General features: G+C 61.9%; 19 protein-coding genes. 10 read left to right on the top strand and 9 right to left on the bottom strand.

What is annotated here, in order from left to right; genetic code table 11:
* Window positions 1-43: 43 nt before the first annotated feature.
* The 3 genes from gshA to M5B96_RS03220 all read right to left on the bottom strand — a co-directional run bounded on the left by gshA (window position 44) and on the right by M5B96_RS03220 (window position 4534).
* A complete protein-coding gene (gene gshA / locus M5B96_RS03210; RefSeq protein ID WP_248795047.1) occupies window positions 44-1627 on the bottom strand; it encodes a glutamate--cysteine ligase in 1584 nt (527 codons plus the stop codon).
* Between the two features lie 199 nt (window positions 1628-1826).
* Window positions 1827-2210 (bottom strand): PaaI family thioesterase, encoded by a 384-nt coding sequence (locus M5B96_RS03215; RefSeq protein WP_248795048.1) that lies wholly within the window; start codon window positions 2208-2210, stop codon window positions 1827-1829.
* Window positions 2210-4534, bottom strand: coding sequence for a Tex family protein (locus M5B96_RS03220; RefSeq protein ID WP_248795049.1), 2325 nt, complete (start codon window positions 4532-4534; stop codon window positions 2210-2212). The genes M5B96_RS03215 and M5B96_RS03220 overlap by 1 nt, the downstream gene beginning before the upstream one ends.
* 339 nt (window positions 4535-4873) lie before the next feature.
* Between M5B96_RS03220 and ompR the strand changes: the two genes are divergently transcribed.
* Both ompR and M5B96_RS03230 read left to right on the top strand, forming a co-directional pair.
* Window positions 4874-5614 (top strand): two-component system response regulator OmpR, encoded by a 741-nt coding sequence (gene ompR / locus M5B96_RS03225; protein ID WP_100942051.1) that lies wholly within the window; start codon window positions 4874-4876, stop codon window positions 5612-5614.
* Window positions 5615-5753: 139 nt separating this feature from the next.
* Window positions 5754-7067, top strand: a complete 1314-nt coding sequence (locus tag M5B96_RS03230) for an ATP-binding protein (protein WP_248795050.1) — start codon at window positions 5754-5756, stop codon at window positions 7065-7067.
* A 96-nt stretch (window positions 7068-7163) separates the two neighbouring features.
* Here M5B96_RS03230 and rimK read toward each other — a convergent pair whose 3' ends face one another.
* Both rimK and M5B96_RS03240 read right to left on the bottom strand, forming a co-directional pair.
* Window positions 7164-8069, bottom strand: coding sequence for a 30S ribosomal protein S6--L-glutamate ligase (gene rimK / locus M5B96_RS03235; protein ID WP_040071574.1), 906 nt, complete (start codon window positions 8067-8069; stop codon window positions 7164-7166).
* Window positions 8066-8548: an ATP-dependent zinc protease gene (locus M5B96_RS03240; protein ID WP_248795051.1), complete on the bottom strand. Its 483-nt coding sequence runs from the start codon at window positions 8546-8548 to the stop codon at window positions 8066-8068. The genes rimK and M5B96_RS03240 overlap by 4 nt, the downstream gene beginning before the upstream one ends.
* A 218-nt stretch (window positions 8549-8766) precedes the next feature.
* Between M5B96_RS03240 and M5B96_RS03245 the strand changes: the two genes are divergently transcribed.
* The 3 genes from M5B96_RS03245 to M5B96_RS03255 all read left to right on the top strand — a co-directional run bounded on the left by M5B96_RS03245 (window position 8767) and on the right by M5B96_RS03255 (window position 12029).
* Window positions 8767-9171 (top strand): RNA-binding S4 domain-containing protein, encoded by a 405-nt coding sequence (locus tag M5B96_RS03245; protein ID WP_248795052.1) that lies wholly within the window; start codon window positions 8767-8769, stop codon window positions 9169-9171.
* 225 nt (window positions 9172-9396) lie between these two features.
* Complete coding sequence (gene hslO, locus M5B96_RS03250; protein WP_248795053.1) at window positions 9397-10299, top strand: Hsp33 family molecular chaperone HslO; 903 nt, start codon at window positions 9397-9399, stop codon at window positions 10297-10299.
* 179 nt (window positions 10300-10478) lie between these two features.
* On the top strand, window positions 10479-12029 hold the full coding sequence (locus M5B96_RS03255) for a phosphoenolpyruvate carboxykinase (protein ID WP_248795054.1): 1551 nt from the start codon (window positions 10479-10481) through the stop codon (window positions 12027-12029).
* Window positions 12030-12128: 99 nt separating this feature from the next.
* Here the strand turns inward: M5B96_RS03255 and M5B96_RS03260 are convergent, their stop codons facing one another.
* A complete protein-coding gene (locus M5B96_RS03260; protein ID WP_248795055.1) occupies window positions 12129-12305 on the bottom strand; it encodes a YhfG family protein in 177 nt (58 codons plus the stop codon).
* A gap of 505 nt (window positions 12306-12810) precedes the next feature.
* On the bottom strand, window positions 12811-13578 hold the full coding sequence (locus tag M5B96_RS03265; RefSeq protein ID WP_248795056.1) for a hypothetical protein: 768 nt from the start codon (window positions 13576-13578) through the stop codon (window positions 12811-12813).
* A 230-nt stretch (window positions 13579-13808) separates the two neighbouring features.
* Between M5B96_RS03265 and M5B96_RS03270 the strand changes: the two genes are divergently transcribed.
* Complete coding sequence (locus M5B96_RS03270; protein WP_248795057.1) at window positions 13809-14984, top strand: tetratricopeptide repeat protein; 1176 nt, start codon at window positions 13809-13811, stop codon at window positions 14982-14984.
* A gap of 311 nt (window positions 14985-15295) precedes the next feature.
* The gene (locus M5B96_RS03275) at window positions 15296-17248 is read left to right on the top strand and encodes an ATP-dependent DNA helicase RecQ (RefSeq protein ID WP_248795058.1); all 1953 of its coding nucleotides are present in this window, start codon (window positions 15296-15298) and stop codon (window positions 17246-17248) included.
* A gap of 99 nt (window positions 17249-17347) precedes the next feature.
* On the opposite strand, the gene M5B96_RS03280 is transcribed toward M5B96_RS03275, so the two are convergent.
* Window positions 17348-18106, bottom strand: coding sequence for a DUF2059 domain-containing protein (locus tag M5B96_RS03280; RefSeq protein WP_248795059.1), 759 nt, complete (start codon window positions 18104-18106; stop codon window positions 17348-17350).
* 108 nt (window positions 18107-18214) lie between these two features.
* Here M5B96_RS03280 and M5B96_RS03285 point away from each other — a divergent pair, with 108 nt between their 5' ends.
* Both M5B96_RS03285 and M5B96_RS03290 read left to right on the top strand, forming a co-directional pair.
* The gene (locus M5B96_RS03285; RefSeq protein ID WP_248795060.1) at window positions 18215-18850 is read left to right on the top strand and encodes a 2OG-Fe(II) oxygenase; all 636 of its coding nucleotides are present in this window, start codon (window positions 18215-18217) and stop codon (window positions 18848-18850) included.
* Window positions 18850-19347: a DUF523 domain-containing protein gene (locus tag M5B96_RS03290; RefSeq protein ID WP_248795413.1), complete on the top strand. Its 498-nt coding sequence runs from the start codon at window positions 18850-18852 to the stop codon at window positions 19345-19347. Before M5B96_RS03285 ends, M5B96_RS03290 begins: the two co-directional genes overlap by 1 nt.
* 130 nt (window positions 19348-19477) lie before the next feature.
* Here the strand turns inward: M5B96_RS03290 and M5B96_RS03295 are convergent, their stop codons facing one another.
* Entirely contained in the window at window positions 19478-20077 is a 600-nt protein-coding gene (locus M5B96_RS03295; protein WP_248795061.1) for a transporter substrate-binding domain-containing protein, read from the bottom strand.
* A gap of 136 nt (window positions 20078-20213) precedes the next feature.
* Here M5B96_RS03295 and M5B96_RS03300 point away from each other — a divergent pair, with 136 nt between their 5' ends.
* Window positions 20214-20651 carry a DUF4399 domain-containing protein gene (locus M5B96_RS03300; protein WP_103497960.1) on the top strand — a complete coding sequence of 146 codons (438 nt, stop codon included), beginning with the start codon at window positions 20214-20216 and terminating at the stop codon, window positions 20649-20651.
* Window positions 20652-20682 lie beyond the last annotated feature (31 nt).

The raw sequence follows: 20682 nt of genomic DNA on the forward strand, positions 1-20682 counted from the left end.
GGGAGCGGAGCTTGCCCGCGAAAGCGTCAGTGGCAGCGCAGCATCAGTTACTGATCGCCAGAATACTCGCCTGGTACGACCCGACAAACACGTCGAAATCCCCCACCTCGTTCTGTTCCAGCTCAGCCTGTTGCACCAGCGACTTGCGCGCCGCTTCCTCGAAGCCGGCCTGCTCTTCCTTGCTCAACGGCTGGTCGCGGAAGAACTTGGCATGGGCCTGGCTCTGGCGCATCGAGAACTGCGCAAAACTTTCCTTGTGCAGGGTCATGCTCGCCAATACCTGGGCCGATGGTGTCAGGGACGAGTCCTTGACCTTGGCGAACTGCTCGTCCAGGGCCTTGCTGTGGCTGTCGCCAGCGTGGCTGCGGTCCAGCAACGCCGCCAGCGGCGCGATCTTCTCCAGCAACTCGGCGGCCCACTCCTTCATGTCCACCGCCTGGCCCTGACGCTGCAATTGCAGGCCCGGACGCCGACCTTCCTTGACCACGGTGAGGAAGTTCGCGGTGGCATTGCCGCACTCGTTGTTTTCAAGCAACGGGCTGTCGCTCAGCGCGCAGTACAGCAGGAACGCATCAAGGAAGCGTGCCTCGGTCAAATCGATGCCGGTCGGCAGGAACGGGTTGATGTCCAGGCAACGTGCCTCGACATACTGCACGCCACGGGCCATCAGCGCCTGGATCGGCCGCTCGCCGGTATAGGTCACGCGTTTGGGGCGAATGGTGGAGTAGTACTCGTTTTCGATCTGCAGGATGTTGGTGTTGAGTTGCACCCACTCGCCATCCTTGTGCGTGCCGATCTCCACATAAGGCGCGTAGGGCGTGGCCACCGCCTTGCGCAGGCTGTCGGTGTAGCTGGTCAGGTCGTTGTAGCACGGCGTCAGGCCGGCCTGGGCGCTGCTCTGGTAGCCCAGGTCGCTCATGCGCAGGCTGGTGGCGTAGGGCAGGTACAACGTATCGGCATCGAACTGCTCCAGTTGATGGGAGCGACCGCGCAGGAAGCCGGCGTCCAGGGCCGGCGAGGCACCGAACAGGTACATCAGCAGCCAGCTGTAGCGCCGGAAGTTACGGATCAGTGCGATGTAGGCCAGCGACTGGTAGTCGCGGTCGCTGCCGACGAAACCTTCGGCCTGCCTGAGCACCGGCCAGAGCTTCTCCGGTAGCGAGAAATTGTAGTGGATCCCGGCTATGCACTGCATGGTCTTGCCGTAGCGCAGGGCCAGGCCCTGGCGGTACACATACTTGAGCTTGCCGATATTCGAGGTGCCGTAATAGGCGATCGGAATATCTTCTTCCGCTGGCAGCGGGCAAGGCATCGACGGGCTCCACAGGTACTCGTTGCCGAGCTTGCTGTAGGCGAAGCGATGGATCTTGTCCAGGCTGGCGAGGGTGTCCGCCGGGTCGGCGAGGGCCGGAGTGATGAACTCCAGCAGCGACTCGGAATAATCGGTGGTGATCTGTTCGTTGGTCAGTGCGGAGCCCAGCTCTTCGGGGTGCGGTGTCTGCGCCAGGCGAGCTTCGCTGGTGACGCGCAGGCATTCACGCTCGATGCCGTGCAGGCACTGTTCGAGCAGAGAGAGGTGGTCGCGCTCGCCGAGCAGAGCCAGGCGGCGGTTGAGAAGTTCGCTCAAGTTGGATTCCTTCACGCGTCGGTCGCCCCAATATGGGGGTGGGCAAGACGGTCTACAAGGGTGAAGTTGAGAACTGGCGTGGTCGCCTGGTAAATATCAGAAAACGCCGACACTTCCTCCCTGGGTCGGAGGCGGTGACAGGGAAAACCCCGACACTGCTTTCACAGTGTCGAAATTAACCCAAATCGAGCAGGGGCGGCTAGAGAACAGCGAACGTGCCTTGTGCTTTCGCGACAAGTTTGTCGCCTTGGCGCACTTCGGCCTCGACCACCAGGGTACGGCGGCCGGGATGGATGACCGTGGCGACGCACAGCACTTCGCCCTCGGATACCGCGCGCATGTAGTTGATCTTGCACTCGATGGTCACGCTGCGCTGGTCAAAGCCATGGGAGCTGGAACAGGCCAGCCCCATGCAGATGTCCACCAGGCTGAAGATCGCCCCGCCGTGCATCACGTTACCGCGATTACGCAGGTGCGGCTCCAGCGTCAGGGCCACTTCGGCAACACCATTTTCCAGGCGTTGCGGGCGGCAGCCGAGCATCTTGCTGAAAGCGCTCTGGGTGAGGCCGTCAGGCAGCTCCATCAGCGTTTCTTCAACTGTTTGGCGTTGGCGAACAGCGAGGCCATCGCATTATTGCTCGGCGCGGCCGGAGTGCTTTCCTTGCGCGGCGCGCTGTTCTGCGATGGCCGTGGTGCCGAGCCCGGACGCGAGCCGCGGGCACCGTCGACTTTTTCGCCCGGGGTGTCGCTCATGCGCATCGACAGGCCGACGCGTTTGCGCGGGATGTCGACTTCCATGACCTTGACCTTCACCACATCGCCGGCTTTCACCGCTTCACGCGGGTCCTTGATGAACTTCTCGGACAGCGCCGAGATGTGCACCAGGCCGTCCTGGTGCACGCCGATATCGACGAAGGCACCGAAGTTGGTGACGTTGGTCACCACGCCTTCGAGGATCATCCCGGGTTCCAGGTCCTTGAGATCTTCGACGCCGTCCTGGAACGAAGCGGTCTTGAACTCGGGGCGCGGGTCGCGGCCGGGCTTCTCCAGCTCCTGGAGAATGTCGGTGACGGTGGGCAGGCCGAAGGTTTCGTCGGTGAATTTCTTCGGGTCCAGGCGCTTGAGGAAGCTGGCGTCGCCGATCAGCGAGCGGATGTCGCGGTCGGTTTCGGCGGCGATGCGTTGTACCAGCGGGTAGGCTTCCGGGTGCACGGCGGAAGAGTCCAGCGGGTTGTCGCCGTTCATCACCCGCAGGAAGCCGGCGGCCTGTTCGAAGGTCTTCTCGCCGAGGCGGGCGACTTTCTTCAGCGCGGCGCGGGTCTTGAACGCGCCGTTTTCGTCGCGGTGGTTGACGATATTCTGCGCCAGGGTCGGGTTGAGGCCGGAAATCCGCGCCAGCAGCGCCACCGAGGCGGTGTTCACGTCGACGCCGACGGCGTTCACGCAGTCTTCCACCACCGCATCCAGGCCGCGAGCCAGCTTGAGCTGGGACACGTCGTGCTGGTACTGGCCGACACCGATGGATTTCGGATCGATCTTCACCAGCTCGGCCAGCGGGTCCTGCAGGCGACGGGCAATCGACACGGCACCGCGGATCGACACATCGAGGTCGGGGAATTCCTTGGAGGCCAGCTCCGAGGCCGAATACACCGAGGCGCCGGCTTCGGAAACCATGACCTTGGTCATCTTCATCGCCGGGTATTTCTTGATCAGTTCGGCGGCCAACTTGTCGGTTTCACGGCTGGCGGTGCCGTTGCCGATGGCGATCAGGTCCACCGAGTGCTTGGCGCACAGGGCGGCGAGCACGGCGAGGGTCTGGTCCCACTTGTTGTGCGGCACGTGCGGGTAGACGGTGGCGTGGTCGAGCAGCTTGCCGGTGGCGTCCACCACCGCGACCTTGCAGCCGGTGCGCAGGCCCGGGTCGAGGCCCAGGGTGGCGCGCGGGCCGGCCGGCGCGGCCAGCAGCAGGTCGTGCAGGTTGTGGGCGAATACATTGATCGCCTCGGTTTCCGCGCCGTCGCGCAGTTCGCCCAGCAGGTCGGTTTCCAGGTGGGTGTAGAGCTTGACCTTCCAGGTCCAGCGCACCACTTCGCCCAGCCATTTATCGGCGGGGCGGTTCTGGTTCTGGATGCCGAACTGTTGTCCGATCATCCCTTCGCACGGGTGCATGCTGCCCGGCTGCTCGTCGCCGACCTTCAGCGCGGAGCTGAGGATGCCTTCGTTGCGGCCACGGAAAATCGCCAGGGCGCGGTGCGACGGCATGCTTTTCAGCGGCTCGTCGTGTTCGAAGTAGTCGCGGAACTTGGCGCCTTCCTCTTCCTTGCCGGCGATCACCCGGGCACTCAGGGTGGCTTCCTGCTTGAGGTAGTTGCGCAGCTTGTCGAGCAGGCCGGCGTCTTCGGCGAAGCGTTCCATCAGGATGTACTTGGCGCCTTCCAGGGCCGCCTTCACGTCCGCCACGCCTTTTTCGCCGTTGACGAAGCGCGCGGCTTCGCTTTCCGGGTTCAGCGCCGGGTCGTTGAACAGGCCGTCCGCCAACTCGCCGAGGCCGGCTTCCAGGGCGATCTGGCCCTTGGTGCGGCGCTTCTGCTTGTACGGCAGGTAAAGGTCTTCGAGGCGGGTCTTGGTGTCGGCCAGCTTGATATCGCGGGCCAGCTCCGGGGTCAGCTTGCCTTGCTCCTCGATGCTGGCGAGGATGCTGATGCGCCGTTCGTCGAGTTCTCGCATATAGCGCAGGCGCTCTTCCAGGTGACGCAGCTGGATGTCATCCAGGCTGCCGGTCACTTCCTTGCGGTAGCGCGCGATGAAGGGCACGGTGGAGCCTTCATCCAGTAGAGCGACGGCCGCTTCGACCTGTTGTGGGCGGACGCCGAGTTCTGCGGCGATGCGGCTGTTGATGCTGTCCATAAAACCACCTGACAAAGTGTGAAAGCAGACGCGTCGAGGCTCTCAAGCCATCGGGACGAATCTGGTTTGGGATCAAAAGGCAGCCTTGAGACCCATGAAATCAGCACATTGCTGTGTGCCTTGGAAAATAAAGAGCGGCACACCACAGCAATGATCAGACGTTGCCTGAGACAAGAGGCGGCGCATTATAACCAGCGTTCCCGGCTTGCGGGGATTGTGCACCCGCGCGGGGCCTTTAGAGCGTTTACTGGTAGTTGAGGAAAAATCTGCTAACAATGCACCGGATACGGATAAGGGCCGCTGGGCCCATAATGCGTGCCGAGATCAAAGGAGCATCCAATGAGCAGCACTGCAAACCCTGCTGAAGGCGAAAAAATTCTCATCGTTGATGACGATCCCGGGCTGAGCAGCCTGCTGGAACGTTTTTTCACCAGCAAGGGCTATCGCGCCCGCGCAGTGGCGAACACCGAACAGATGGACCGCCTGCTGTCGCGCGAAGTCTTCAACCTGGTGGTCCTCGACCTGATGCTGCCCGGCGAAGACGGCCTGACCGCCTGCCGTCGCCTGCGCGCGGCGAACAACCAGGTGCCGATCATCATGCTCACCGCCAAGGGCGACGAGCTGAGCCGGATCAAGGGCCTGGAACTGGGCGCCGACGACTACCTGGCCAAACCCTTCAACCCCGACGAGCTGATGGCCCGGGTCAAGGCCGTGTTGCGTCGCCAGTCGGCACCGGTGCCGGGCGCACCGGGCAGCGAAGACGAAAGCGTGACCTTCGGCGACTACGAACTGTCCCTCGCCACCCGCGAACTCAAGCGCGGCGAAGAAGTGCACATGCTCACCACCGGCGAGTTCGCCGTGCTCAAGGCGCTGGTCATGCATGCCCGTGAGCCGCTGACCCGCGACAAGTTGATGAACCTGGCCCGTGGCCGTGAGTGGGATGCCCTGGAGCGCTCCATCGACGTACAGATTTCCCGTCTGCGCCGCATGATCGAACCGGATCCGTCCAAGCCGCGCTATATCCAGACCGTCTGGGGCGTGGGTTACGTGTTCGTGCCGGACGGCGCCGCGACCAAGTGACGATGCCCGGTGCCTGTTGACGGGCGCCTGTTGATTGGTAGGAACGATTCGCCCGGGTGTGCGCAAGCCCCCGGGCGAGTCGCAATCCGCAATATGCGAGCCCGCCCGCTCGCCTCTGCAAAGTGTCCAGCGGCTGCCCATGAAAACCCCTCTCTGGTTCCCCCAAAGTTTCTTCGCCCGCACCCTCTGGCTGGTGCTGATCGTCGTGCTGTTCTCCAAGGCGCTGACCCTGGTCTACCTGCTGATGAACGAAGACGTGCTGGTGGACCGTCAGTACAGTCACGGCGTGGCCCTGACCCTGCGCGCCTATTGGGCGGCGGACGAGGACGATCGCGACAAGATCGCCGATGCCGCCGGCTTGATCCGGGTGGTCAGCGGTGGGGTGCCGGAAGGTGAACAGCACTGGCCCTACAGCGAGATCTACCAGCGCCAGATGCAGGCCGAGCTGGGCGCCGACACCGAGGTGCGATTGCGCATGCACTCGCCGCCGGCCCTCTGGGTACGGGCCCCGAGCCTGGGTGCCGGCTGGCTGAAAGTGCCGCTGTATCCGCACCCGCTGCGCGGGCAGAAAATCTGGAGTGTGCTGGGCTGGTTCCTGGCTATCGGCCTGCTCTCCACAGCGTCTGCCTGGATCTTCGTCAGCCAGCTCAACCAGCCGCTGAAGCGCCTGGTCGATGCCGCGCGGCAACTCGGCCAGGGGCGCAGCGTACGGCTGCCGATCAGTGATACTCCCAGCGAAATGACCGAAGTCTACCGCGCCTTCAACCAGATGGCCGAGGACGTCGAACAGGCGGGGCGAGAACGGGAGCTGATGCTGGCCGGGGTGTCCCATGACTTGCGCACGCCCTTGACGCGGCTGCGCCTGTCGCTGGAGCTGATGGGCAACCATGACGATCTCAGCGACGAAATGGTCCGCGATATCGAGGACATGGACGCGATTCTCGACCAGTTCCTTGCGTTTATCCGCGACGGCCGTGACGAGTCGGTGGAAGAGGTCGACCTGAGCGAGCTGGTGCGTGAAGTGGTGGCGCCCTACAACCAGAGCGAAGAGCGGGTGCGCACGCGGCTGCAACCGATCCAGCCGTTCCCGTTGCGTCGGGTGTCGATGAAGCGGCTGTTGAACAACCTGATCGGCAACGCCTTGCACCATGCCGGCGAAGGGGTGGAAGTGGCGGCCTATGTCTCGGGCGACAGCAGCGCGCCTTATGTGGTGCTGAGTGTCATGGATCGCGGGGCGGGGATCGATCCGGCGGAACTGGAAGGCATCTTCAATCCCTTCACCCGGGGCGACAAGGCCCGTGGCGGCAAGGGCACGGGCCTGGGGCTGGCGATCGTCAGGCGGATCGCCTCGATGCATGGTGGCAATGTCGAACTGCGCAACCGCGCCGGTGGTGGCCTGGAGGCACGGGTTCGCTTGCCGCTGGGGCTGATGTTGCCCCGCGACGCGGTCTAGGCTCTGCACGAGACCTGCCTGCGCAGCGACCATGCGGCGTTAAAAAACAGGCTCGCCTGATCGCAGCTCGGCTAGTTCTCGTGCAGACCCTGGGGCTTAGCCTTTGCCCTTGGTCCGGGTCATGTTCGGGCCGCCGTTCTTCTCGATGTGCTCGATGATGATCCCGGCCACATCCTTGCCGGTGGTCACCTCGATACCCTCCAGTCCCGGTGAGGAGTTCACCTCCATCACCAGCGGGCCGTGATTGGAGCGCAGGATATCCACCCCGGCCACGCTCAGGCCCATCACCTTGGCCGCGCGAATCGCGGTCATGCGTTCTTCCGGGGTGATCTTGATCAGGCTGGCGCTGCCGCCGCGGTGCAGGTTGGAGCGGAACTCCCCGGGCTTGGCCTGGCGCTTCATCGCCGCAATCACCTTGTCGCCAACCACGAAGCAGCGGATATCGGCGCCACCGGCTTCCTTTATGTACTCCTGGACCATGATGTCCTGCTTCAGGCCCATAAACGCCTCGATCACCGATTCCGCCGCCGTCGCCGTCTCGCACAGCACCACGCCGATGCCCTGGGTGCCTTCGAGCACCTTGATCACCAGCGGTGCGCCGTTGACCATGGCGATCAGGTCGGGAATATCGTCCGGCGAGTGGGCAAAGCCGGTCACCGGCAAGCCGATCCCGCGCCGCGAGAGCAATTGCAGCGAACGCAGCTTGTCCCGTGAACGGGCGATAGCCACCGACTCGTTGAGGGGAAACACCCCCATCATTTCGAACTGGCGCAGCACCGCGCAGCCATAAAACGTCACCGAGGCGCCGATCCGCGGGATCACCGCATCGAAACCTTCCAGGGGCTTGCCGCGATAGTGGATCTGCGGCTTGTGGCTGGCGATGTTCATATAGGCGCGCAAGGTGTCGACCACCACCATCTCATGGCCACGGGCGACGCCGGCCTCTACCAGGCGACGAGTGGAATACAGACGCGGATTACGCGACAGCACAGCGATCTTCATGCAACACCTGTGGCAGAGGTAGTAGTGACCGGGAAAACCGGCTTGTCTTGAACGTATTTTTGCCCCGGATTGACCACCAACTGGCCATCGATCAGGGCTTTGGAACCGAGCAACAGGCGATAACGCATGGCCTTGCGGCAGGCGAGAGTGAACTGCACCTGCCAGACCCGGTCGCCCAGGGCCAGGGTGGTGGCAATCACGTAACGCACCTGGGCGTGGCCGTTGGAGCTCTTGATGGTCTTCATCGCCAGCAGCGGCGCTTCGCAGCGACGGTGGCGCAGTTGCACCACGCTGCCCAGGTGGGCGGTGAAACGCACCCACTTCTCGCCATCACGCTCGAAGGGCTCGATTTCGGTGGCATGCAGGCTGGAGGTGCTGGCGCCGGTGTCGATTTTCGCCCGCAGGCCGGCGACTCCCAGATCCGGAAGCGCCACCCACTCGCGCAGACCCACAACAGTCAAATGGTCAAATGTCTTCAAAATGCTCAACCGGTGGAGAAAGGCGCCCGGGCTGCCTGGCAGCCGTAATCGCGGTATTCACGCAGAATATTGGGTAAATGGCGATAGTTATCTCAGCGAGCTGTTTCAGGTTGTGAAATTACCCCCAGGATCACCAGGCATTCTAGACTGGCCAGGACCATTCAGCTTCGACAGCAACGGTAGTACAGTTCGACAATATTTCAGTTTGAGGACGGACAGTGGCGCAGAAAGCGGAAGAGGACGACAAGGTTCGGCTGGACAAGTGGTTGTGGGCGGCACGTTTCTATAAAACCCGTGCCCTGGCCAAGGCGGCGATCGAAAGCGGTAAGGTGCATTGTCGTGGCGAGCGCTGCAAGCCGGGCAAGGAGCCGCGGGTGGGCGACGAGATCCAGATTCGCACCGGTTTTGACGAACGGACCGTGGTGGTGCGGGCGCTGTCATTGGTCCGCCGTGGCGCACCGGAGGCGCAAACGCTCTATGCCGAAACCGAGCAGAGCCTGGCCAAGCGCGAGGCCGCCGCGGCGCAGCGCAAGGCCGGCGCGCTGGGCCTGACCACCGACGGCAAGCCGAGCAAGAAACAGCGCCGTGATCTGTTCAAGTTCCGGGGCAGCGCCGCCGACTAGGGCGCCGTGCGGGAGATCAGGTTTAGCGGACAGGTGCTGTCCTTGCCGGCGATGGCGATGCGCGATTCGCCGCCGCCCTTGTTGGCCCTGCACGGCTTACGGGATCTTATGCCCTTGACTGAGCGCCATTCGCCCCCATGTTGCTTGGTACAAATCCTGTTTGTTCATAAAATGCTCACTTGCCTGGGCAGAACACCCTTATTCCCACTTCCAGAATCGATACCTATGTCAGACCTACCGGACACCGACTACACCCAGCGCTTCATCTTCGATGACAGCGACACTCGCGGCGAACTGGTGTCGCTGGAGCGCAGCTACGCCGAAGTGCTGGCCAAGCACCCCTACCCGGAGCCTGTCGCGCAACTGCTCGGTGAGCTGATGGCCGCCGCGTCGTTGCTGGTCGGTACCCTGAAGTTCGACGGCCTGCTGATTCTCCAGGCGCGTTCCGACGGCCCGGTGCCGCTGCTGATGATCGAATGCTCCAGCGAGCGCGAGATCCGTGGCCTGGCCCGTTATGACGCGGAGCTGATCCCGGCTGACGCGACCCTGGCCGACCTGATGCCCAACGGCGTGCTCGCCCTGACCGTCGACCCGACCCAGGGCCAGCGCTACCAGGGCATCGTCGACCTCGACGGCGAAACCCTGGCGGAGTGTTTCACCAACTACTTCGTCATGTCCCAGCAGGTCGGCACGCGCTTCTGGCTCCACGCCGACGGCCGTCGTGCCCGTGGCATGCTCCTGCAACAACTGCCCGCCGACCGCCTGCGCGAGCAGGACGAACGCGATGCCAGCTGGCAGCACCTGACCGCCATGGCCAGCACACTGAGCGCCGACGAGCTGCTGAGCCTGGACAACGAAACCGTCCTGCACCGCCTCTACCACGAAGAAGCCGTGCGCCTGTTCGACCTCCAGCCGCTGCGCTTCCATTGCAGCTGTTCACGGGAGCGTTCGGGCAATGCGCTGGTCAGCCTGGGGCTGGAAGATGCCCAGCAACTGGTGGTCGAACATGGGGGCCACATCGAGGTCGATTGCCAATTCTGCAACCAGCGTTACCTGTTCGACGCCGCCGATGTTTTGCAACTGTTCGCCGGCGCCGGCGTCGACACCCCGTCAGATACTCGTCACTAAAACGTTTCAGTGCAGGTAAATCTCCTGTCAAACGACAGAAAATGGGCGTTCTGACAGGAGGACCCTACTTTTTTTGGGCTTTTCTGGCATAATCCGGCCCACTTTTTTCGCGGTAGTAGTGCGCGACTTTCTACTACAAAACGTTTGGAGCACTCGGCCAGTGGCCGACGGGGAATCTCATGACGCAAGCAAACAATGCCGTGTACACCGATCTGAGTGTTGACGATCTGGTAAAAGAAGCCCTGGCTCGTGGTGAAGGCGAACTCGCCGACACCGGCGCGCTGGTCGTGCGCACCGGTCACCGTACCGGTCGTTCGCCGGTCGACCGTTTTATCGTCGAAGAGCCGTCGACCCAGGCTGAGATTGCCTGGGGCCCGATCAACCGCAAGTTCCCGGCCGACAAGTTCGACGCCCTGTGGAACCGTGTCGAAGCTTTTATCGGCGAGCGCGATCGTTTTGTTTCCCATGTGCATGTCGGTTCCGACCCGGCGCACTACCTGCCGGTCAAGATGACCACCGGTACCGCCTGGCACAACCTGTTCGGCCGTTGCCTGTTCATCAACCCGGAAGCCGGCCAGTACAACGCCGGTGGCAAGGACGAATGGCAGATCCTCAACGTGCCGGAATTCGAGTGCGTGCCAGAGCGTGATGGCACCAACTCCGACGGCACCGTGATCCTCAACTTTGCGGCCAAGAAAGTCCTGATCGCCGGCATGCGTTACGCCGGTGAGATGAAAAAAGCCCTGTTCTCGGTGCAGAACTTCCTGCTGCCAGCGGTCGACGTGCTGCCGATGCACTGCGCGGCGAACATGGGCGAAGAGGGCGACGTGACCCTGTTCTTCGGTCTGTCGGGCACCGGCAAGACCACCCTGTCGGCTGACGAAAGCCGTTACCTGATCGGTGACGACGAACACGGCTGGGGCGTGGGCGTGGTGTTCAACATCGAAGGCGGTTGCTATGCCAAGTGCATCGACCTGTCCGAGAAGAACGAGCCGGTGATCTGGAAAGCCATCCAGCACGGCGCCGTGCTGGAAAACGTCGTGTTGGACCCAGTGACCAAGAAGGCCGACTACGCCGACGACAGCCTGACCCAGAACAGCCGCGCGGCCTACCCGCGTGAACTGATCGAAAAACGCGCACCGAAAAACCTCGGTGGCGAGCCGAATGCCGTGATCTTCCTGACCTGCGACCTGACCGGCGTACTGCCACCGGTGTCGATCCTCAGCGAAGAGCAGGCGGCTTACCACTTCCTGTCCGGCTACACCGCACTGGTGGGCTCGACTGAAATGGGTTCGGGCGCCGGCATCAAGTCGACCTTCTCCACCTGCTTCGGCGCGCCGTTCTTCCCGCGTCCGGCTGGCGAGTACGCTGAACTGCTGATCAAGCGCATCCGTGGTTTCGGCTCGAAGGTCTACCTGGTCAACACCGGCTGGACCGGCGGCGGCTACGGCGTCGGCAAGCGCTTCAACATCCCGACGACTCGTGGCGTGATTGCCGCGATCCAGAGCGGCGCGTTGATTGGCGCGAAAACCGAGCACCTGGACACCATCAATCTGGACGTGCCGTTGGCCGTACCGGGCGTCGAGACTGGCCTGTTGAACCCACGCAACACCTGGGCTGACAAGGCTGCCTACGACGAAGCGGCGAAAGCGCTGGCGGGTCTGTTCATTGAGAACTTCAAGAAGTTCGACGTGAGTGACGCGATCAAGGCGGCTGGGCCGAAGTTGTAAGTATCGGTTGCTCTGCTGGTTGAAAAGAAAGCCGCCCCTTGGGGCGGCTTTTTGGTTAATGCGGGTTTGAAAATCAAAGTGATGGGGGGCTGTATTTGTTCACCCAGAGCGTGAGGTGTCGCGACACTTTTTGAGGATGGCTTCCATCGTCGGAAGTGGTCTTTCCAGATCGGTAGGTGTGGTATTGAAACCTGCCAGGCGAAGACTGGTCAGGCGGTTTGATCTGCGGATCTTGTTGTAGTGATCCTGCTTTTCTTGAAAGGTCAGTTTGCTCATAAGGCTTGCCACTGGGCAGAGGTTTTAAAGTGTAACGCTAGCCCATGATTCGGGCTGGGCATGGGCAATGTATAACGTTTATCTGCGGGCCCTGTTTCGCAACGATTCACGTTTGGCGGAAAACAAATGAAGGCGCTGATACCTGCTGTGGATCAGCTCTTACCTTCATTCTCGTAGCCAGACTCTCAAAATGGGTTGTGAATTACCCAAGCTAAGTAGGCCATTTCCTGTAGAGAAATGGCCTGTCTTTGATGGTGTTACTGAGCGACTTGCCTGCTCAACGCCATTGTCCGCTGCTGAGCCAGCGGCAACAGGTCGCAGCCTTCACGCACCAACAGTTACGCGGCATTGGTGATGTGGGTGAAGTCTTTGTCGCAGGTGGTGATGAGGCTCACACACGTCATGGTTTCCAGCAGGTCGCTGGCCGCCTGAAGGCGTTGATAGGCGCTTGTTTCGGGTCAGCCGAAGTGGCATCGATAGATGGGGCTCGGCAGGAGCGTCAGATTTACTCCGCCGCGCTATACGTCTTCATCGCCGTGCAATAGCGCACCTGCATTTCCTTGCTTTTCTCATCCTGGTCGCGGTCCCAGCGCTTGCCCCATTCGCCGCACTGCTCCTTGAAAAACACCTCCGCCGATTTACGGCATTCACGGCGTTCGGTGCTGCCGGCGAGGAAGTTGCCGCAGACGCTGGCATTGTCGATGACGTTGTTGAAGATCCGCCATTTCGCCTGATAACGGTCGCGGCCATCCCATTCGCGAATGCTCACCGTGGCGATTTCGTATTGGCGTGTCTGTCTGGCTTCAGGCGCGTTCAAGTTGGCTTGGTAGCCAGCCAGGTAGCTGGCCGACACCAGGCCCTGGACCTTCGGGGTGGGTGGGGCTGCGGCGTGTGCTACTGCTGCGGGCGTCTGGGTCTGCACCACGACAACCACTTGCGGTGCAGGCGCTGGCACGAGTTTGGCGGTAGGTTCTGGATGCGATACCGGCTCCACTGGCGCTTCGGACGGCTTGGCCGTTTCAATCGGCACTGGCTCATCCGCCGGCAGTGGTACAACAGGGATCGGGTGGCTGCTGTTACGGTTGACCGTCATGTAGCCGAGCATGCCCACCAGAATCAGCACCAATACCCACATTCCATAGGATTTGGGCTGCGCTGGGCGCGGTACTTTCTGTTTGGCCGGATGCGATCCCAGCACCACGTCAAAATGTTCGGGGTGCAGGCGTTTGAAACGGATGACGCCATCGTCATCTTCTTGCTCGGGGGGATGCATGTCGCCGCTGCCTTCCTTGGTGAGTCAGCGGGTTATCGGCGCTTTCTCGTGGGCTTTGAGGGGAGTCGCAGATTAAATCGTCAAACGGCCGTTGGCGAGTAACGACGCCTCCACAAAAATGAAATTTCCCTTTTAAAAAGCAGACGCATCAGACAAAAAATCGGTATGTTTCCCAGCAAATTCGTGGGTGCCATCCGGTGCTCGAATTTTTCACTTAAAGGGAGTTAAGTATGTCTCTGCTTCGCGTGGCCTCGGTCTTGTCGTTGTGTGCCGCCGCCTGGTCGGTCCAGGCCGGGCAATTGCCCATCGAAGTCCTCAGTGCCGTGGTCAAGGACCAGAAGATCGCTGACGCCGAAGTGCTGTTGCAGCGCAACGGCGAGCAGAACGTGGTCGGCAAGACCAACGCCCAGGGCCAAGTGGTCCTTGAGGCCAACTTTGCCGACGATGCCAGCAACCTGCTGATCATCAAGAAGGCCGGTTATTCCAATCTGGTGGTCAAGTGTCCCTGCAAGGATATGACCTACGCCGTCAGTCCGGTGATGCAGAGCCTCGACGGCCTGCGCGTGGTGCTGACCTGGGGCAAGACCCCGGCAGACCTCGACTCGCACATGATTTTCCCTGGCAACAACATCTACTTCGAACAACAGAAGGGCGCCGACGCCGAGCTGGATGTGGATGACACCGACAGCTATGGCCCGGAAACCATCACCCTGCAGAAGAAGCACTACGGCGAAAGCTATGTGTATGCGGTGCATGATTACACCAACGCTGGCAATCCGAGCTCTCGGCAGTTGTCCAACAGCCAGGCCACGGTGTTTGTGTACATGGGCCAGTCGCTGGTCCGTACCTATTACGTTCCCGTCAATCGCAGCGGTAACCTGTGGACCGTATTCCGCATGACCGGCAACGGTGATTTCCAGGACATCAACACCTTCAGTGGCGTGACCGTGGGCGCCAAGGATGTGCTGAATGAAGTCTCGCCGCTGCTCGACGACAAGGTCGCGGTCGCCGCTGTAGCGGTCAGCTCGACGGCGCAGATCGATGCGAAGGCTTTGAATGTGAAGGGCGAGGCGGCTTACAAGGCCGGTAATCTGGAACAGGCGATTGCCTTCTTCCGTCAGGCCATCGATCTGAACAACGGCTTTGGTCAGGCCTACAGCAACCTCGGTCTGGCGTATCAGAAGGCCGGCAATACCGCTGAAGCCATCTGGGCCAACCGCAAGGCAGTGGCCCTGGCAGCTGGCAGCTCGGCCAACACCGTGCGCGCCAGTTCCTACTACAACATTGCGCGTATCTACGAAGACGCCGGGCAGTTCTCCGACGCCCAGCGCCACTACGAGTTGGCCAAGGAACAGAAAGCCAACCCGGTGTATGACACGGCGATCGAGCGGGTTAAAAATCGCTGAGATCGCAAACTGATCTACCCCTGCAACGCGCCCTGTCTGGCGCGTTGTTCGTTTCCGGAGGTCGTTACAGGGGGCGTTGTGTGAGTCGGCAAGCCCCTGTGCATAACGTTCCCGGAGAAGTTGATGCAATCGATATTTCCACAGGAGCGTATCTGTGGATTTGTATCCGGGTATTGGCCGCCATCGCGCAACCGCGGCCTGCTTTGCGCTAGTCTGGCGCGCCGTAGCAGTTTGTAATGCTTGCCTCGGACCTTTTCTCGCCCGACCGCCTAGGGTTTGTTTATCCACAGCGGTCAACGGAGTGACAGCTTATGCACGACACCCTCCAGCGGGTTTTTGGTTATCCACAGTTTCGCGGCGGCCAGGAGGCGGCGATCGGCTCGGTATTGGCCGGGCGTTCGGCGGCGGCGATCTTTCCCACCGGTTCCGGCAAGTCCTTGTGTTATCAACTGCCTGCGCTGCTCCTGCCACACCTGACGCTGGTAGTGTCGCCACTGCTGGCGCTGATGCAGGACCAGTTGGCCTTTCTGCAACGCCACGGTATTGCGGCGGCGAGCATCGACTCGGCGCAGAGCCGCGATGAAGCCAATGCGGTGATGGCCCGGGCCCGTTCCGGCGAGCTGAAGATCCTGATGATTTCCGTGGAGCGCCTGAAGAACGAGCGCTTCCGCAATTTTCTCCAGCAGGTGCAGATTTCCCTGCTGGTGGTGGATGAGGCGCACTGTATTTCCGAGTGGGGTCACAATTTCCGCCCGGACTACCTGAAGTTACCGGACTATCAGCGCCAGTTCCGCATTCCCCAGGCCTTGCTGCTGACCGCCACCGCGACGCCGAAGGTGATTGCCGATATGCAGGCCAAGTTCGCCATTGCGCCGGACGATGTGGTCACCACCGGTTTCTATCGGCCGAACCTGAACCTGCTGGTAGAATCGGTCGGCGGCCAGGACAAGCATCGTCGGCTGGTGGAGTGGTTGGGCGGGCGCCTCGGGCAGCCGAGTATTGTCTACGTCACCTTGCAGAAGACCGCTGAGCAGATCGCCCAGCACCTGAGCCGCAACGAAATCCCGGCCACGGCCTATCACGCCGGTTTGCCCCATGAGCAGCGGGAGGCGATCCAGAAGCAGTTCATGGCCGGGCAGTTGAACTGCATCGTCGCCACCATCGCGTTCGGTATGGGTATCGACAAGGCCGATATCCGCAATGTGGTGCATTTCGACCTGCCCAAGTCCATCGAGAATTACAGCCAGGAAATCGGCCGAGCCGGGCGCGATGGCCTGCCTTCCGATTGTCTGGTGCTGGCCAACCGCGACAGCCTCAATGTGCTGGAGAACTTCGTCTATGGCGATACGCCGGAGCTGGAGGGGATTCGCCGGGTGCTGGACGAGTTGAAGGGGACGATTCCGGACGGCCAGTGGGAGTTCTTGCTCGGGCCTTTGGCGGACCAGAGCAATATCCGCCAGTTGCCGCTCAAGACCTTGCTGGTCCAGTTGGAGTTACGTGGCTTGATTGCGCCGCGCTATGCGTATTTTGCCGAATACCGGTTCAAGTTCCTGGTGGAGCCCGAGGTGTTGCTGGCGAAGTTCGAGGGCGAGCGGCGCGACTTCGTCTCGGCGATTATCCAGACCTCCAGTCGCGCGCGGACCTGGGCCACGGTGAATTTCGACGCCTTGTATCAACAGCATCAGGCTGAGCGTGGCCGGGTAGTGAAGGCCTTGGACTTCTTCCAGGAGCGGCGCTGGATCGAGTTGGAAAGCAAGCAGATGACCGAGGTCTACAGCCTGTTGGTCAGTGACTTCGATCCCCATGCCCTGAGCCTGGAGCTGTACGCTTATTTTGCCCAGCATGAGGTCAGCGAGATTGCCCGGATTCACGCGATGCTGGCGTTGTTTGCGACCGAGCAATGCCTGGGTTATCGGCTGGCCCGCTATTTCGGCGACGAGCAGGCGCCTGAGCGTTGCGGGCATTGTTCGGTGTGTCACGGGCAGGTGGCGTGCCTGCCGGAGCCACCGGCATTGCCTGCCCTTGATCAGCGCGACTTCCCGGGGCTTTGCAGTGGATTTATCCACAGGCACCAGGAGCATAATGGGCATTCGCCGAGCGCGGAGTGTCTGACGCGATTCCTGTGCGGTATCAGCGTGCCGTTGTTCACGAAGTTGAAAGCGAGGGCGCTGCCGGGGTTTTCGGCGCTGGAGGCCTATCCCTACGCTGATGTGCGGGAGTGGGTCGCAGCCTGGTCCCTTGAGGGGCAGGCACAACCCGCATAAGCGTGGTGCGCAGCTCCAGGGGCGGACTGGCTCAGATTCTAGGCTGCCGCCAGCCCCGTTCTCATGGTGCGGTAGCTTGCCGGTCACTGAGCATTGCCGTCAGTTTCCGGGCGGCTTGGCCGACAGGTTCTGACCCACCGCCAGCCCGGCGCGAATCGCCGCCAGTGCGGCCTGGTAGTAGGCCTTGCCTTCCGGCGACTCGGCAAAGTTGCTGAACTCTTCCAGCTCCGGGTCGGACAGGCCGCGATAGACATAGAGCAAGGTGTTATCCAGGTCGTTGCCGATCTGTTCCATCAAGCGCTCGCGCTGGCCGTTCAACATACTTTGTGCCGCGCCGGCGCCCAGCAGGCCGGGGATCATCGAGCTCAGGCTGTCGGCTGCCACGCCGGCGATGGCCAGGCTGACTTCCGCCCCGGCCTCGCGCGCCGGCAGTGCCCGGCCCAGGTGGTTGATCAGCAGGCGGCGGGTGGCGCTGGCTTCGATATGCGGCAGGCCCTTGGCGTTCTTGGCCAATTGGTCGCGGCGGGTGGCGAGCAATTCGGCGGAGACGATCTTGCGCCCCAGCGGCGACTGGAAGAACGCCAGGGCCGGCTTCGGGTTGTCGAGGTTCTGGCGCAACTGGGCCTCCGCCCGCTGGTCCATGGCCTGGGGCGCGAAACGCTGGTTGCTGTTGTTCACCAGCGCGTCATAGACCGCCGGTGGCAGGCTGTTGCGGTACTTTTGCTGGGCGGCGCTCAGGGCATCGTTGAAATGCGCGCGTTGTTCCGGCCAACCGGCGACCCGATACAGCTGGTCGTGGTTGTCTGCCCAGGCGGGCAAGGTGCAGAACATCAACAGTGAAAAAAGCAAACGGCGCATAGGGACTCCTGTCTACAGCCGGCTATTGTCCCGGCGAGCGCGGTACTTGTCGAGAATTCCTGTAAGTCGTTCGGGGGGCTCTGTCGGATTTCCGGGCATCTGGATACTATGCGCGGCATGCACATTCCCTCTGATCATCCGCTGCTGTTACGTATCGTCGACGACCTGGCCGAGCGCGGCTGGTCGCAGCAGAACATCTTCCTGCCACAAGCGCTGACCGTCGCCCTGGCCACCGAGTGCCGCCAGCGCGCCGCCGAGGGCGAGCTGGCCCCGGCCGGGGTGGGGCGCGGGCCGGCCCAGGAAGTCCGCGAGGCGATTCGTGGCGATCATATCCAGTGGCTGGAGCCGGGCCAGACCGGGCCCTGCGATGAATACATGGGCTTGATGGAGAGCCTGCGTGAAGCCCTCAATCGTGGGTTGTTCCTGGGGCTCGAGGACTTCGAAAGCCATTTCGCGCTGTACCCGCCCGGGGCCTTTTACAAAAAACATGTGGACCGTTTTCGTGACGACGACCGACGGACGGTCTCGGCGGTGATCTACCTGAACGATGCCTGGTTGCCGGAGCACGGCGGCCAGCTGCGCATGTATCTGAAGGACGACGTGGAACATGACGTGGTTCCGACCGGCGGTTGCCTGGTGCTGTTCCTCTCGGGTGAGGTGCCCCATGAAGTCTTGCCGGCAACGCGTGAGCGCCTGTCACTGACCGGCTGGTTTCGTCGACGCGGCAGCGATCCGTTCCCGTGATGCAGAAGATCCTGGTCAGTCGCTGCTTGCTGGGGCATCTGGTTCGTTATGACGGTGGGGCCAGCGGGCCTTATGCGCAGTTGTCCCAGTGGCAGGCCGAAGGGCGGGTTGTGCCGTTGTGCCCGGAAGTAGCCGGCGGCTTGCCGACGCCCCGGGCGGCGGCGGAAATTCCCGGCGGGCAGGGCGCGCAGGTTCTGGAAGGGCTGGCCCGGGTGATTACCAGCGACGGCGAGGATGTCAGCGAGGCCTTTCTCTCTGGCGCGCATCAGGCGCTGGAGCTGGTGCGGCGGCATGACATCCGGATCGCGGTACTCAAGGCCAACAGCCCGTCCTGTGGCAACCGGCTGGCCTACGACGGGACCTTCAGCGGGGTGAAGGTCCGCGGCGAAGGGGTCACGGCGGCGCTGTTGAAGCAGGCTGGCGTGCAGGTGTTCAGTGAGTTGGAACTGCCTGAAGCGCTTGTCGCCTTGCAGCGCCTGGATATACCGGCCCTGTAGGAGCAGAGCTTGCTCGCGAAGCCTTTAGCGCTCTCAAGGCTTCGCGGCGCTGCGGCGATCCGACAAGCCCTGCTCCTACAGGTCCGCTTTGCTTCCAGGGCCTGATTTGCGCATTCAATTCGCTGCCTGCTCACTGCTTCGGCGGTTGGGTTGCATCCATCCCGAACCACTTCTGCGAGAGCGCCGCCAGGCGCCCGTCCGCCCTCAGGCGCTGCAACGCGTTGTCGAGGCTGGCCTGGAACGCCGGATTACCTTTCTGGAACGGAATCGCCAGGGTCACTATCGGCGCCTCGGACGCGTCCTGCGTGACTGCTAATGTACTTGCGCCCATGGCGAATGGAATCTGCGTCGGCTGCGCTTCCTTGTGCACCAGCCATTGTGCGCTGGCGTAACCATAAGGTTCGCTGAAGTCGTAACGTTTGCGCAGTTCCGCAGTCATAGCCATGTGGTTGATGGCGACATCGTATTTGCCTGTCTCGACGCCTTGCAGCAGATCGCTGGCGTCGGTGGGGACGAACGAGGCTTGTACGTCCAGTTCCCGGGCCAGTTGTTCGCCCAGCTCGACTTCGAAGCCGGTCAGGCGCCCGTCTTCGGTAAAGCCGAAGGGCCGCATGTCGCCTTCCAGGGCAATGCGCAACTCGCCCCGGTCGTTGACGTCATCAATCAGTTCAGCCTGGACAAAAGGGCTGGTGAGGGGCAGTAAAAGTAATAGGCCAGGCAGAAAACGCATGGTCGCTCCCGAATTGGAATACAAATATGTACCGCGCCGTTCAGGCACGTTTTGCTATGTTGTTGAGTGCCTTGGACCACAAATCGCCACAAAGTTGTCATAACCGCACTGAAATGACGGAAAACTGGAGAAGTTAATGAAAACCTTAGTGTCTCGTGTTGCGTTGGCTACTGTTTTACTGGGTTCTTCGATGCTGGCGGTTGCGGATGATCTTCCGCGTATTGCGGCGCCCAAGGACGCCAAGGTCTTTATCGTTTCGCCGAAAAACGGCGCGACGGTCGACAAGACCTTCACGGTCAAGTTCGGCATGAAGGGCCTGGTGCTCAAGCCGGCCGGTGATGAGACGCCAGGCTCCGGTCACCACCACCTGCTGGTTGACCAGAAGGCCCTGCCGGACCCGGCCCTGCCGATCCCGGCGACCGACACCGTGATCCACTACGGCAAGGCCCAGACCGAAACCCAACTGACCCTGACCCCGGGCAAGCACACCTTGCAATTGGTGGCCGGCGACAAGGGGCACATGCAATTCAATCCAACGGTCGCCTCGAAAGTCATCACCGTCAACGTGAAGTAAATCCGACAGAAAAAAAGGGAGGCCCTTGCAG

Origin of the sequence: Pseudomonas sp. MWU13-2105 (genome assembly GCF_023242315.1) — a bacterium.
In the GTDB taxonomy this organism is placed as follows: domain Bacteria; phylum Pseudomonadota; class Gammaproteobacteria; order Pseudomonadales; family Pseudomonadaceae; genus Aquipseudomonas.